This is a genomic window from Dolichospermum sp. UHCC 0259 (genome assembly GCF_009711935.1).
Lineage (GTDB): Bacteria > Cyanobacteriota > Cyanobacteriia > Cyanobacteriales > Nostocaceae > Dolichospermum.
The window spans coordinates 1-12927 of sequence record NZ_VIKX01000271.1 but is presented as its reverse complement, the minus strand read 5'-3'; the positions used below and the strand labels follow the sequence as shown (position 1 = coordinate 12927).

The following is a 12927-nucleotide window of genomic DNA, read 5'->3' as shown; positions in this document are numbered from 1 at the left end:
CTCCTGACTCCTGACTCCTGACTCCTGACTGGTCACTGAGCGAAGTCGAAGTGCTGACTCCTGACTCCTATCTTTTATTAAAATGATGTAAAGTTTTATTTACATAACTAATTCTGTTAAGATTCTTTTCATAAACATTAAGATATATAACCAACCCCATGACATTATTAATAGTTGGTGCAACTGGCACACTGGGAAGACAAGTAGCCCGTCGCGCAATTGATGAAGGATACAAAGTCCGCTGTCTCGTTCGGAGTCCTAAAAAAGCTGCTTTTTTGAAAGAATGGGGTGCAGAACTGGTACGAGGAAACTTGTGCAATCCGCAAACCCTGACGGAAGCATTAACAGGAGTAACAGCAGTTATTGATGCCGCTACATCCCGTGCTACAGATTCTCTAACTATTAAAGAAGTAGATTGGGATGGAAAAGTAGCATTAATTCAAGCAGCCAAAGCCGCTGGTGTAGAAAGATTTATCTTCTTTTCAATTCTTGATGCTGATAAATATCCCAATGTCCCGCTGATGGAAATTAAGGGATGTACAGAAGCATATTTAGTAGAATCCGGTTTAAACTACACAATTTTACGTTTGGCTGGATTTATGCAAGGATTAATTGGTCAATATGGTATACCTATTTTAGAAAAACAACCAGTATGGGTAACAGGAACATCCTCACCTATTGGCTACATGGATACTCAAGATATTGCTAAATTTGCAGTGCGGGCTTTGACAGTACCAGAAACAGAAAATCAAGCTTTCCCAGTCGTGGGAACTCGTGCTTGGAGTGCTGAGGAAATTATTAATCTTTGCGAGCGCTTATCTGATAGAGACGCAAAAGTTACACGAATGCCCATTGGATTATTACGGGCTGTACGGAGTTTACTGCGGTGCTTTCAATGGGGATGGAATGTTGCTGATAGATTAGCTTTTACAGAAGTTTTAGCTAGTGGAAGAGCTTTAAACGCAGAAAATATGGACGAAGTATATACTATTTTTGGTTTAGACAAACAACAAACCACTACCTTGGAAGTATATCTACAAGAATATTTCAGCCGGATTATGAACAAGCTGAAACAGTTAGATTACGAGAAAGCTAAAACCAAAAAGCTCAAAAGTAAAAAGACTCCCTTTAAAGAATCTTCCAAAGCCAATAGTCAATAAATATGAGACTTATGGTTACAGTAGTCCAAAATGTGTAACTATGAGATACATAAAAAACAGTTCTTAAACTTGGATATTTGAGTGTGCCGAAAGCAGGCATTATCTATAACGACGTTAAACCGATAGCGAGTAGTGTCGCTATTGAACTGAAAGACAAACTTACCGCTGCTGGTTGGGATGTGTACATCACAGCTAGTATCGGTGGGATATTGGGCTATTCTCAACCAGATAGTCCTGTCTTTCACACCCCCATAGAAGGTCTTACGCCCCCTGGCTTTGACTCAGATATGAAATTTGCTGTGGTGTTAGGAGGGGATGGAACTGTATTAGCAGCATCGCGCCTAGTAGCCCCCTGTGGTATCCCGATGCTGACGGTAAATACTGGTCACATGGGATTTTTGACGGAAACTTATCTCAACCAATTGCCCCAAGCCTTAGAACAGGTAATGGCGGGTGAATATGAAGTTGAAGATAGAGCGATGCTGACTGTTAAAGTTATGCGGGGAGATGTGGTGAAGTGGGAAGCCCTCTGTTTGAATGAAATGGTGCTACATCGAGAACCTTTAACTTGTATGTGCCATTTTGAAATTGCGGTGGGACGACATTCACCTGTGGATATTGCGGCTGATGGAATTATTGTTTCTACTCCCACTGGTTCAACGGCTTATTCTTTAAGCGCAGGTGGTCCGGTAATTACTCCTGGTGTGCCTGTATTGCAGTTAGTACCTATTTGTCCCCATTCTCTGGCTTCTAGGGCTTTGGTGTTTCCCGATAGTGAACCAGTCAATATCTATCCTGTTAATATTCCCCGGTTGGTGATGGTGGTAGATGGCAATGGTGGATGTTATATTTTACCGGAAGATCGGGTATATTTAGAGCGATCGCCCTATAGCGCCCGGTTTATTCGTCTCCAGTCACCGGAATTTTTCCGTATTCTTCGGGAAAAACTGGGTTGGGGTTTACCACATATCGCTAAACCCAATTCTGTAGAATTGCCTTAATTGTTGGTGGTTAGTTGTTAATTGTCAGTTAGTGTTTTCTTTGGTGGTAAATGCCAACTTAGTGTAACTCGCACTTCTCTATAGTTACTTTGCCCCACCTGTTTGGTCTGGGATTAATGAATAGTGGTATAGTTCTTGTTGCTTTTGGACAAAACAGTATCCGTAACGATCAAGTTTTCACACGAAAATCTGGTAATGGCGCTAATCGAGGTGAGAGTGATGATACTGCATTGAATGATTTAGAATTTATGTGGTGCAAAATCTAAGAGGATGATTTTGAGCGATCCTAGTATTCAGATACCCGACTTCTCTAAGAAGTCGGGTATCTGGTTCACCAATATTATATTTAATACCATATAATTACTTATTGACATAATATGCTAGTTTTAGCATACTTAACATTAGATGAATGAAAAACAAGAAAAGCCTCTCAGATGGATTGCAAGCGCCCTTAATGATTTAAAGAAGTTTCCTGAAGATGTACAGGATGTCATGGGTTACGCTCTTGATTTGGCACAACATGGACAAAAACACCCTAATGCAAAACCTTTACGCGGGTTCTCTGGAGCAGGTGTTTTAGAAATTGTAGATGATTTTGATGGGGATACATATAGGGCAATTTATACTGTTAAATTCGAGGGTGTTATCTACTTACTACATTCCTTTCAAAAGAAATCAAAACATGGTATTGCTACACCAAAACAAGATATAGAATTAGTTAAAAAAAGATTGAAAATCGCTCAAGAAAATTATTTACAACAAACTACCGAAAAAATGGAGTAAAAAAATGCCAGAAGAAAATCAAGTTGAGGTTAGTAGCGGAAATGTATTTGCTGACTTAGGTTTATCTAATCCTGAAGAAAGATTATTGAAAGCGGAGTTAGTCCGTAAAATCAGTGAAATCATTACTAATTTAAATTTAACACAAGTTCAAGCAGCAGAAATTCTAGGCATAGATCAACCAAAAGTTTCTCTACTAATTAGAGGTAGATTAAGTGGCTTCTCAACTGATAGGTTGATGAACTATCTAAACAAGTTAGGTAATGATGTAGAGATTACAGTTAAACCTAAACCTGAAAATCGTAAGTTTGCTCAGATAATTGTAGTCTAATAATTATTTCCAAACTCAATATACTTCGCTTATGGCGATATCACTGCGATCGCTCTTTTGATAATAGGATATTTAATGAAAAAACTTAATTGGTGCAACTATATTAGTTGGGCGTGTTGGATGACATTATTCAATGCTTCACGGAAAAAGCGGTAAATTTCCTCTCTTTGTTCAATCCAAACTTGTCAATAGGGTTTACCTGAGTTCGACATAAGATAATTTGCGGAAAATTCGCCCCAAGTATGAGTCTCAAACCCTTATTCTCTCGTTAAAAAATCATAACTCCGTTCGCGTAGCGTCTCCGAAGGAGAAACTCCGAACTCCTAACACCGAACTCAGGTAGGGTTTGAGACGCGCTAACCCTATGGCTAGAAGCCCGTACTATAATATTGTTCTAGAATTAAAATTAACTTTGTTCTCTTATTTTACCCAATCCGTGACTACTACTCCTCTCTCTCCTAATTTCTCACAAACTGCATCTGTTCCTGATACTCTAGGACGTTTTGGCCGCTTTGGTGGTAAGTATGTTCCTGAGACTTTAATGCCGGCGTTGGCTGAATTAGAAGCAGCATATCAGCAGTATCGCCATGAATCGGCTTTTCAAGCTGAATTACAGGGTTTATTGAAGGATTATGTCGGACGGGCTACTCCTTTGTACTTTGCTGAACGGCTGACTGCTAATTATGCTCGTCCTGATGGTACAGGGGCGCAGATTTACTTAAAGCGGGAAGACTTAAATCATACTGGCGCACATAAAATTAATAATGCTCTCGGTCAGGTGTTATTAGCCAAACGCATGGGTAAACGGCGGATTATTGCCGAAACTGGTGCAGGACAACATGGTGTAGCAACGGCGACTGTTTGCGCTCGGTTTGGTTTGGAATGTGTGATTTATATGGGTGTTCACGATATGGAACGCCAGTCTTTAAATGTGTTCAGAATGCGGTTGATGGGGGCGGAAGTTCGTCCGGTGTCTGCTGGGACGGGAACTCTCAAAGATGCCACTTCTGAAGCCATTCGGGACTGGGTAACGAATGTGGAAACGACCCATTATATCCTGGGTTCTGTGGCTGGACCCCATCCTTATCCGATGATGGTTCGGGATTTTCATGCGGTGATTGGTGAGGAAACTCGCGCTCAAGCTATGGAAAAATGGGGTGGATTGCCTGATATTCTGGTGGCTTGTGTGGGTGGTGGTTCTAATGCTATGGGACTATTTCACGAGTTTGTGAAGGAATCATCTGTGCGGTTAATTGGGGTAGAAGCTGCTGGTGAAGGTGTGGATACTGGCAAACACGCCGCTACTCTGACAAAGGGACAGGTGGGTGTGTTACATGGTTCGATGAGTTATCTTTTGCAGGATGATGATGGACAGGTGATTGAACCCCATTCTATTAGTGCTGGGTTGGATTATCCTGGTGTGGGTCCTGAACACAGTTATATGAAGGATATTGGCCGGGCGGAATACTACAGTGTGACGGATGCTGAAGCTTTGGAGGCGTTTCAAAGACTTTCTAAGTTAGAAGGAATTATACCAGCTTTGGAAACTTCTCATGCGATCGCCTACCTGGAAACTCTCTGTCCTCAACTTCCTGGTAGTCCCAAGATCATTATCAACTGTTCTGGGCGCGGTGATAAGGATGTGCAAACGGCAGCTAAGTTCCTAATTCACTAAGTAGGCTTGATAAAGGTAGGGGTTTAGCAGTGCTAAACCCCTACTATACTTCTAGGTTCTTTGTCATTTTGCAACAGTTTATATCTCATCAGCGTTTAGTATAAAAACTATTCCTACTATGATTTAATTCTTCCTTCTAACTCCTGACTGGTCACTGAGCGAAGTCGAAGTGCTGACTCCTCCTATATCTTTGACATCTATCATCGGATACTATTTATTACTAATGATTTTGATTAATGTAGTGTAAATAACATCTATTAGTTTTATAGTCATGAGTGAGATATGACTGCTTTGAATTGTGAAAATTTGATGATCCTTTAGTTTATATTGGGCAAATAGTATCCTGGTAAGTATTCTGATAATCAGAAGATAGGGTATATATCCAGTAAATCCATACATTACTTAGCTTAAAAATCTATGTTGCGACAAACTGCTTTTGGCATCGCTTTAAGTACGCTTGTCATCGCTAGTGGCTATATGACTGCTGCGAATCCAGATAATAGTTCTGCTAAACAAACTGGCGAATATCAGCGTTCATCACTTGTGACAAGTCAAGCCAAAATATCTAATCTTGGTTTTCAAACTACTAATTTAGAGAAATCGGTTTTTACTCAAATTAATCAATATCGAGCAAAACAGGGACTAAAATCCTTAAATTTAAGCGAAAAAATCAGTCAGCAAGCCAGGATTCATAGTCAAAATATGGCGGCGGGTAAAGTTCCTTTTAGTCATCAAGGATTTGAACAGCGAGTCAGGGCGATTCCTCTCAAATACACTAACGCGGCAGAAAATGTAGCTTATAATACTGGATATAGCAATCCTGCCAATGAGGCTGTTTCTGGTTGGCTAAAAAGTCCTGATCATCTGAAAAATCTTCAAGGTAAATATAATTTAACTGGGGTTGGTGTGGCTACTAATCAGAAAGGGGAAGTGTATTTAACGCAAATATTTTTGAATGCTAATAGGTAGGGATTGCTGATGGGGTAATGTCACGAGGAAGAAAGAAGTTTTAGGTCATGTTGTCTGGCAAAATAAAGATAATTTATATTTGACAAGTTCATGACATTACAAGATTTTCAGGTTAGGGACTGCGATTTAAGCGATGAAATTCTAGCTGAGTATTTAAAATCTCCAGCGATCGCTGTTGATACGGAAACAATGGGACTTTTACCTGGGCGCGATCGCTTGTGTCTAGTTCAACTCTGCAACCCGGAAGGACAAGTTACAGCCATTCGGATCGCTAGAGGACAAAAGGTAGCACCAAATTTGAAAGTTTTAATGGAAGCAATTAATATTGTCAAAGTTTTCCACTTTGCTCGGTTTGATATTGCTACTTTACGGCAGAATTTAGATATTATTGTCCAGCCCATTTTTTGTACTAAAATTGCTAGTAAGTTAGCCAGAACTTATACAAATCGTCATGGTTTAAAAGACGTGGTTTTAGAATTAGAAAAAGTAGAATTAGATAAAAGTTCCCAATGTTCTGATTGGGGTAATGCTAGTAATTTATCTGATGCACAATTAAGTTATGCAGCTAATGATGTCCGGTATTTGTTAAGTGTTCGGGAAAAGCTTACAGCCATGTTACAACGGGAAGAACGTTGGCAAGTTGCCCAAGAATGTTTTCAAGTTTTACCCACAATAGTTACTTTAGATTTATTGCAATTCAAGGATTTATTTGAACATTGATAATATTGATATAGCAGGGAACAGGGAACAGAATTAAAAGTCCTTTGGTGTATGGTTTTTTAGGTAAATTCTTTATCTCATTCAAGTGCATACCGCTATAATGGTTTCAATTCAAGCTATGGATAGATTATTTGCTAGTTTCTACACCCGCCAAGGACTTAAGTTCCTGTCTAATAGCTAAAGTAAACTAAAGTTTCAGTAACAAAAAAAGCTGTAATAAAAATAGGTTTTCGTACAAAAAATCAGGAAATTATCAATAAATATTTCTAACAAAAAATATAGAGACGTTACATAGAACATCTCTACAAGGGTTATGAATGACGAATATTGAATTTTTACCAGATGTTTATTTAACCACCAATTACGGCAATACAATCAATTTCTACCAACACATTTTTAGGTAAACGGGAAACCTCTACACAAGCACGCGCTGGGGCTGTATCTTCAGAAAAATATTTTGCATAAACCGCATTAACAGCGGCAAAATCATTCATATCAGCTAAGAATACACCGGTTTTCACCACATCTGCAAATGTAGCTCCTGCTTCTGTGAGGATAGCTTCAATATTTCTCATCACCTGTTCAGTTTGCTTAACTACATCTTCGGTGTAGACAACATCACCTAAACGGGGATCTATGGCAATTTGTCCAGCTACAAACAACATTTGCCCAGAAGCGAGAATTGCTTGATTGTAAGGTCCAACTGGTGCAGGTGCTTTATCGGTACGGATTACTTTACGAGTCATAATATTTATCTCTTTTGGCTCTTTTGTTAATGGTGTTTCTGGTTTACCGACTTCTAAATCTGTAGATGTTTGGTAAACTTCTCCATCTGGCATTATCGCACCTGTGAGGTCAGCATTTTTAATGATTAATTGCGCCAGTATAGGACTAATAATTTAAAGGCTCTGTACTTAACCTCTCTTCATATTCATCTGGAAAAGTATCTAAAAGAATAGAAATATAATTCTTTGTACGACGATCAGAATTTTTACGAATCAATTTAAAAACTAGATTAGGGTAAAAACCTTTTAGTTTATTTACAAGCAACTCCCCTGCTGGTATCTCATCATAGTCAGCTCGGATCTCAAAACCAACTGGGGGGACGATCATCTTGCGTAATTCTTCAATAGTTACGCTTCTTAGAACTATATTAGATTTTACACCAATTCCCTTGAGTTGATTTTTAATGCCATTAGCTAACTTAATATTGTGACCATCTTTCAAAAAAAAACATCTATTGTAAATCTATCAAGTAGAGCCAGTTCTAAATTATTAGAGTTTTCTGGAGGAGCAGGTTTTGTTACAGGGATTGGAGAAGGTTTTATCGGAGGAATATATGATGGTTTTGGTGTTGAAGTTTTTGAGGCTAGAGGAGCAGTTTTTATTACAGATGGAGAAGGTTTTATCGGAGGAATATATGATGGTTTTGGTGTTGAAGTTGGAGGAGAAGTTCCTGTTATCAATAGAGAACTGGAAGAAGGTTTTACAGAAGAAATATCTGTTTCTGGTGTTAAATAGTAAATTTTATTTTCAGTTGGATCTATCGCTTCATTATAGATTTTATCTTTCATTTTAAATTTTTCTTTAGTGATAATTACATTGATTTTTACTCCTTTTAGAACAGTAAATGAGGTATATCCATCTTCGTTAGTTTTTTTTGTTTCTGGTGAACCATGTGAGGGTTCTAGCTTAACTTCTGCACCTTCGATAGGCTTACTATTGGTGTTATTTTTTACGTATATTCCAATTTTTTGTGATTCTGGATTAGGAGTGGTTGGTGTAGGTATTTCTTTGGGAGGTTCTTCTTTAGTTGAATCTGTTGATTTTAGTAAGGTTGGTACAGAAACGCCAGTAACACCAGCAACCACCACAACAGAAACGATAAAAATTGTTTTTGACCAATCGGGTAAGTCTTTCCAGTCGGGTAATTTACTCATGGGAGCATCTTTAGGATGTGTGATTTTTACGACTTAGTTGCTAATGCAAAAGCAAAATAAAAAAACAGAAGCTCAGTAAGCCAAATTATACATTACCCCAAAACTTCATGTAAAGTCTTCGTAAAAATTAAGAATGAATAAGCCTCAGTCTACCTTACCCCAATCTCGGATGTATCCCATTATGCCGATAATCCTATAAAACAATGCCTGACGTTAAAGTATAGGTATTGATGGCAATATTGCCTAATGATTAATACAGTGTTATAATAGCACTACTTAATACTGCATGACAAAAAGAGGAAAATCAAGAGAAAATGAAAGCAAAGCATAGAAATACTAAGCATTGCCATTATGCCTGAAGGAAAAAGACTAAACATATATTTCACTGATGAAGATGATTTAAAGCTTTATGCAGAAATATCAACAGCAGCGAAAAACGAAAAACGCTCAATGAGCCAAATGATAAAAATACTTGTCAGTGATGCGATCGCAAAGCGCCAACACCAAAAACAAAAAGAACTAACATGACTACAGAGCAAAGACTTGACCGCGTGGAAACTGAATTTGCTACCATTCGTCAACTACTGATCTCAGCCGCTACCTATGCTGAATCAGCTAATCGGCGGACTGATGAGTTAGGTATAAAACAAGACCGAACTCAAATCATGCTGGATGAGTTAGGTACAAAACAAGACCGGACTCAGACACAACTTGACAAATTATCAAGCAGAGTTGATGAGTTTATCTTTCATACTCAGCGCCTATTTAACAAAGCAGGTGGTGAGATAGAAGAAACAAAGGCAAGAACTGAAAGATTAGAAGCATTAATGTTAAAACTTGATCGAAACTATGAAGAGCAGAAATCACAGTTTCAGGAGTATCAACTGACAACTAATGCAGCATTGGAACGAATTGACCGAGTTTTAGACTATCTGTTGAGACAATCAGGAAATTAAATAGCTTGGGTTTAGCATTGTGCTTTACCCTTGAATATCACTAATAATTAAAGATGAACATCTCAGGCAGATACATAAAATGATGCAACTTTATGGAAAAACTGATCCCAGAGATATTCCTTCCTACTCTATTAGGGATGCTGCGAAGTATATCCGTATCCCAGTAGGAACAATTCGCTCTTGGACAGTTGGCAGAAATTATCCCACTATTAATGGTGTGACTTTCTTTAAACCAGTTATTGCTACTAAAGACTTTAAACCAACCTTGCTTTCATTTACTAATTTAGTAGAAATTCATATTTTACGGGCAATTCGTCAACACCATAAAATTCAACTAGATAATGTTAGAAAAGCTCTTGACTACATTGATGAACAGTTTCAAGTACCACACCCATTAGCGCGTGAAGAATTCCGAACTGATGGAGTTGACCTATTTATAGAAAGATACGGTTCTCTAATTAACGCATCAAAATCTGGACAAACAGACATGAAAGAAGCTTTTAATGCTCATCTTCAACGCATTGAACCAGATGATACTGGATTAGCAATTAAACTTTATCCTTTCACTCACTTTAACGAAGAAAATAACCCTCGTATTGTTGTTATTGATCCTCGCATTGCCTTTGGTCGCCTAGTAATTGCTGATACAGGAATTCCTACAAGGATTTTAGCAGAAAGATTAAAAGCTGGTGATTCAATCGAGGATCTGGCTGATGATTACGACTGCGATTCCATGATAATTCAAGAAGCTATCCGTTGTGAATTACCTGCTGCTGCATGACCGAACCTCAATCAATTACCTTTTTCATAGATAGATGTTTAGGTAAAAAATCTATTCCAGAAACACTTCGTACAGCAGGTATCACTGTTGAAATTCATGATGATCATTTTGATAAAGGTGCGTTAGATGTAGATTGGCTACCACAAGTAGGAGAAAAAGGCTGGATTGTTTTAACTAAAGATGACAGAATCAGCAAAAATCAATTAGAAAGAATTGCTGTAGCACACGCTCAAATAAAAATGTTTGTGCTGGCCTCACAAAACCTACCAGGGAAGGATATGGCTGCAATTTTTCTTACAGCAATTCTCCCCATGCAAGAATTTGTCCGTAAACATCCTGCTCCATTTATCGCCAAAATCTATCGTGATGGCAAAATTAGCTTGTGGAAAGACAGTCAAGAGTTATTAACAGAATTAACCAATTTTGATGAATCTATCTAAGTGCTGACGGAGAAAAAGCCAAAATCATCTATCCCAACCTTGGACGAATCCCATAATGCCGATATTGCCAATAATCCCGCAAAATCCGGTCATGGTCAAAACACAAATTGTCAGGAATACACCAAGGTGAGAAAATACCCAACCCCTTAGCATCATCACCCGCTAAAGGCTCACCTGTCGCTGTCGCTAAAAATACAATACTAATCGTATGCTGACGTGGATCTCGACTAGGATCAGAATACACTAATAACTGTTCGATTAATTCTACTTTTAAACCTATTTCTTCCTCTGCTTCCCTAATTGCTGCCTTTTCTACTGATTCACCATAATCAACAAAACCACCGGGTAACGCCCAACCGAAAGGCTCATTATGTCTTTCAATCAGGATAATGGGGCGATGAGGTCTATCAATTAATTCAATAATGATATCAACGGTGGGAGCAGGATTTCTGTAAGTCATTGTTCAGTTATTGGGAGGAATATAGATCCCCGACTTCTTTGAGAAGTCGGGGATCTGAATTAATCTTCTCATTTCTTCACGAATTACAACGGTCAAGACTGACTATGACATGATAAATTCGATGCGTAACTGATAAACAATTACATTTTTCTATATTTCAGGTTAAATATGCCTTTTCCTAGATCAAGTGGTATTTTACTACATCCTAGTTCTTTTCCCAGTCGTTTTGGGATTGGGGATTTGGGTTTGGAAGCTTATCGGTTTATTGATTTTCTCAAAGATAGTCACCAGCAATATTGGCAAGTTTTACCTCTAGGGCCGACTGGTTATGGTAATTCTCCCTATATGTGCTACTCCGCAATGGCGGGAAATTACTTTTTGATTAGTCCCGAAAAGTTGTTAGACGAAGGTTTGTTAATTGCCGAAGATTTGGCTGATTTACCAGATTTTTCTGTAGATAAGGTTGATTTTAATGAAGTTATCCCTGTTAAGGTCAATCTACTCATTAAAGCTTGTGAGGATTTTAAAACTAAGGCCAATTCAACCCAAAGAGAAGCTTTTGCTAAGTTTTGTGCTGATAAAGGCTACTGGTTAAATAATTATGCGCTATTTATGGCGATCAAAGATGCCCAAAAGGGTGAAAGCTGGAACAATTGGGAACCAGAGTTAGCCAAGCGTGAACCACTTGCTTTAGCCAAAATTGAGCAAGAGTTAGCAGAGGAGATTTTTTATTACAAGTTTGTTCAATATGAGTTCTTCCGGCAGTGGTCAGAATTGAAAAACTATGCTAATGACAATGGGATAGAGATTATTGGAGATATTCCCATTTATGTAGCCCATGATAGTGCTGATGTGTGGGCAAATCCTGAGATTTTCGCTTTAGATGAGGAAACGGGAGCAGCGGCTTTAATGGCAGGAGTTCCACCTGATTATTTTAGCACTACTGGTCAATTATGGGGAAATCCGGTTTATAACTGGGAAGAATTGCAAAAACAAGATTTTAATTGGTGGATATTGCGCTTTGAGGCGATGCTGGATTATGTGGATATAATTCGCATTGATCATTTCCGGGGTTTTGAGGCTTATTGGGCTGTTCCCCAGGGAGAAACGACTGCTATTAATGGGGAATGGATTGAAGCACCTGGAGTAGCTTTATTTGAGGCAATTAGAAAGCGTTTGGGTAAGTTACCAGTTTTGGCGGAAGATTTGGGGATTATTACGCCAGAAGTGGAAGCACTGCGAGATCAGTTTGAGTTTCCAGGTATGAAGGTATTACAATTTGCTTTTGGTTCTGATCCCGGTAATCCGTTTTTACCCTTTAACTACACTCGCAATGCTGTGGTTTATACAGGTACTCACGACAATGATACGACTGTAGGCTGGTTTAATGCTGCAAATGATTACGAAAAGCAAAATTTATTGTTGTATTTGGGTTGTATCAGTCCAGATGGTATACACTGGGATTTAATTAGGTTAGCTTTAAGTTCGATCGCTAATCAAGCGATTATACCTTTGCAGGATGTACTAGGTTTGGGAACTGATGCACGGATGAATTTTCCCAGTACAGCGGAGGGAAATTGGGAGTGGCGTTACCAATCGGGGGTATTAACGCCAGATTTAAGCGATCGCTTAAAAACTCTCACTCTCCGTTACGGACGCGCTCATAGGGAAGCAGGGGAGTAGGGGAGCGGGGGAGCGGGGGAGTAGGGGAGTA

At 38.8% G+C, this 12927-nt stretch carries 16 protein-coding genes and 1 pseudogene; 13 read left to right on the top strand and 4 right to left on the bottom strand.

All coding sequences use genetic code 11. The features are described 5' to 3' along the window. The first annotated feature begins 158 nt into the window (after nucleotides 1-158). The 8 genes from FJR05_RS23120 to FJR05_RS23085 all read left to right on the top strand — a co-directional run bounded on the left by FJR05_RS23120 (nucleotide 159) and on the right by FJR05_RS23085 (nucleotide 6636). Nucleotides 159-1160 carry an SDR family oxidoreductase gene (locus FJR05_RS23120; protein WP_168646282.1) on the top strand — a complete coding sequence of 334 codons (1002 nt, stop codon included), beginning with the start codon at nucleotides 159-161 and terminating at the stop codon, nucleotides 1158-1160. Between the two features lie 83 nt (nucleotides 1161-1243). After that, complete coding sequence (locus FJR05_RS23115) at nucleotides 1244-2161, top strand: NAD(+) kinase (RefSeq protein ID WP_168646281.1); 918 nt, start codon at nucleotides 1244-1246, stop codon at nucleotides 2159-2161. Nucleotides 2162-2277: 116 nt separating this feature from the next. Continuing rightward, nucleotides 2278-2427, top strand: coding sequence for a hypothetical protein (locus FJR05_RS23110; RefSeq protein ID WP_168646280.1), 150 nt, complete (start codon nucleotides 2278-2280; stop codon nucleotides 2425-2427). Nucleotides 2428-2566: 139 nt separating this feature from the next. Further along, nucleotides 2567-2944, top strand: a complete 378-nt coding sequence (locus FJR05_RS23105) for a type II toxin-antitoxin system RelE/ParE family toxin (RefSeq protein WP_053541131.1) — start codon at nucleotides 2567-2569, stop codon at nucleotides 2942-2944. Nucleotides 2945-2948: 4 nt separating this feature from the next. Continuing rightward, a complete protein-coding gene (locus FJR05_RS23100) occupies nucleotides 2949-3272 on the top strand; it encodes a helix-turn-helix domain-containing protein (RefSeq protein ID WP_168646279.1) in 324 nt (107 codons plus the stop codon). Between the two features lie 436 nt (nucleotides 3273-3708). Beyond that, a complete protein-coding gene (gene trpB / locus FJR05_RS23095; protein WP_168646284.1) occupies nucleotides 3709-4947 on the top strand; it encodes a tryptophan synthase subunit beta in 1239 nt (412 codons plus the stop codon). Nucleotides 4948-5364: 417 nt separating this feature from the next. Continuing rightward, nucleotides 5365-5916 (top strand): CAP domain-containing protein, encoded by a 552-nt coding sequence (locus FJR05_RS23090; RefSeq protein ID WP_168646278.1) that lies wholly within the window; start codon nucleotides 5365-5367, stop codon nucleotides 5914-5916. A gap of 90 nt (nucleotides 5917-6006) precedes the next feature. Further along, nucleotides 6007-6636, top strand: a complete 630-nt coding sequence (locus FJR05_RS23085) for a ribonuclease D (RefSeq protein ID WP_168646277.1) — start codon at nucleotides 6007-6009, stop codon at nucleotides 6634-6636. A gap of 350 nt (nucleotides 6637-6986) precedes the next feature. On the opposite strand, the pseudogene FJR05_RS23080 reads toward FJR05_RS23085, so the two are convergent. From FJR05_RS23080 to FJR05_RS23070, 3 genes and pseudogenes are all read right to left on the bottom strand, one after another. Further along, nucleotides 6987-7502, bottom strand: a pseudogene (locus tag FJR05_RS23080) (RidA family protein); the annotation flags it as partial. Between the two features lie 25 nt (nucleotides 7503-7527). Continuing rightward, nucleotides 7528-7863 carry a hypothetical protein gene (locus tag FJR05_RS23075; protein ID WP_168646276.1) on the bottom strand — a complete coding sequence of 112 codons (336 nt, stop codon included), beginning with the start codon at nucleotides 7861-7863 and terminating at the stop codon, nucleotides 7528-7530. After that, nucleotides 7860-8576 (bottom strand): hypothetical protein, encoded by a 717-nt coding sequence (locus FJR05_RS23070; protein WP_168646275.1) that lies wholly within the window; start codon nucleotides 8574-8576, stop codon nucleotides 7860-7862. The genes FJR05_RS23075 and FJR05_RS23070 overlap by 4 nt, the downstream gene beginning before the upstream one ends. A 351-nt stretch (nucleotides 8577-8927) precedes the next feature. On the opposite strand from FJR05_RS23070, the gene FJR05_RS23065 reads away from it, so the two are divergent. From FJR05_RS23065 to FJR05_RS23050, 4 genes are all read left to right on the top strand, one after another. After that, nucleotides 8928-9104 carry a hypothetical protein gene (locus FJR05_RS23065; RefSeq protein WP_168646274.1) on the top strand — a complete coding sequence of 59 codons (177 nt, stop codon included), beginning with the start codon at nucleotides 8928-8930 and terminating at the stop codon, nucleotides 9102-9104. Next, nucleotides 9101-9532 carry a 6-aminohexanoate hydrolase gene (locus tag FJR05_RS23060; protein ID WP_168646273.1) on the top strand — a complete coding sequence of 144 codons (432 nt, stop codon included), beginning with the start codon at nucleotides 9101-9103 and terminating at the stop codon, nucleotides 9530-9532. Before FJR05_RS23065 ends, FJR05_RS23060 begins: the two co-directional genes overlap by 4 nt. Nucleotides 9533-9611: 79 nt before the next feature. Then, nucleotides 9612-10313 (top strand): DUF433 domain-containing protein, encoded by a 702-nt coding sequence (locus tag FJR05_RS23055; RefSeq protein WP_168646272.1) that lies wholly within the window; start codon nucleotides 9612-9614, stop codon nucleotides 10311-10313. Beyond that, nucleotides 10310-10753, top strand: a complete 444-nt coding sequence (locus FJR05_RS23050) for a hypothetical protein (protein WP_168646271.1) — start codon at nucleotides 10310-10312, stop codon at nucleotides 10751-10753. Before FJR05_RS23055 ends, FJR05_RS23050 begins: the two co-directional genes overlap by 4 nt. 28 nt (nucleotides 10754-10781) lie before the next feature. On the opposite strand, the gene FJR05_RS23045 is transcribed toward FJR05_RS23050, so the two are convergent. Continuing rightward, nucleotides 10782-11213: an NUDIX hydrolase gene (locus tag FJR05_RS23045; RefSeq protein ID WP_168646270.1), complete on the bottom strand. Its 432-nt coding sequence runs from the start codon at nucleotides 11211-11213 to the stop codon at nucleotides 10782-10784. Between the two features lie 168 nt (nucleotides 11214-11381). Here FJR05_RS23045 and malQ point away from each other — a divergent pair, with 168 nt between their 5' ends. After that, the gene (malQ, locus tag FJR05_RS23040; protein WP_168646269.1) at nucleotides 11382-12896 is read left to right on the top strand and encodes a 4-alpha-glucanotransferase; all 1515 of its coding nucleotides are present in this window, start codon (nucleotides 11382-11384) and stop codon (nucleotides 12894-12896) included. The last annotated feature ends 31 nt before the right edge of the window (nucleotides 12897-12927 follow it).

Excerpts from the sequence above, each read along its gene's own strand:
- FJR05_RS23055 (WP_168646272.1), top strand. The coding sequence starts at position 9,612 with ATGATGCAACTTTATGGAAAAACTGATCCCAGAGATATTCCTTCCTAC.
- FJR05_RS23050 (WP_168646271.1), top strand. The coding sequence starts at position 10,310 with ATGACCGAACCTCAATCAATTACCTTTTTCATAGATAGATGTTTAGGT.
- FJR05_RS23090 (WP_168646278.1), top strand. The coding sequence starts at position 5,365 with ATGTTGCGACAAACTGCTTTTGGCATCGCTTTAAGTACGCTTGTCATC.
- FJR05_RS23060 (WP_168646273.1), top strand. The coding sequence starts at position 9,101 with ATGACTACAGAGCAAAGACTTGACCGCGTGGAAACTGAATTTGCTACC.
- malQ (WP_168646269.1), top strand. The coding sequence starts at position 11,382 with ATGCCTTTTCCTAGATCAAGTGGTATTTTACTACATCCTAGTTCTTTT.
- FJR05_RS23045 (WP_168646270.1), bottom strand. The coding sequence starts at position 11,213 with ATGACTTACAGAAATCCTGCTCCCACCGTTGATATCATTATTGAATTA.
- FJR05_RS23105 (WP_053541131.1), top strand. The coding sequence starts at position 2,567 with ATGAATGAAAAACAAGAAAAGCCTCTCAGATGGATTGCAAGCGCCCTT.
- FJR05_RS23110 (WP_168646280.1), top strand. The coding sequence starts at position 2,278 with ATGAATAGTGGTATAGTTCTTGTTGCTTTTGGACAAAACAGTATCCGT.
- FJR05_RS23100 (WP_168646279.1), top strand. The coding sequence starts at position 2,949 with ATGCCAGAAGAAAATCAAGTTGAGGTTAGTAGCGGAAATGTATTTGCT.
- FJR05_RS23085 (WP_168646277.1), top strand. The coding sequence starts at position 6,007 with ATGACATTACAAGATTTTCAGGTTAGGGACTGCGATTTAAGCGATGAA.
- FJR05_RS23070 (WP_168646275.1), bottom strand. The coding sequence starts at position 8,576 with ATGAGTAAATTACCCGACTGGAAAGACTTACCCGATTGGTCAAAAACA.
- FJR05_RS23120 (WP_168646282.1), top strand. The coding sequence starts at position 159 with ATGACATTATTAATAGTTGGTGCAACTGGCACACTGGGAAGACAAGTA.
- FJR05_RS23065 (WP_168646274.1), top strand. The coding sequence starts at position 8,928 with ATGCCTGAAGGAAAAAGACTAAACATATATTTCACTGATGAAGATGAT.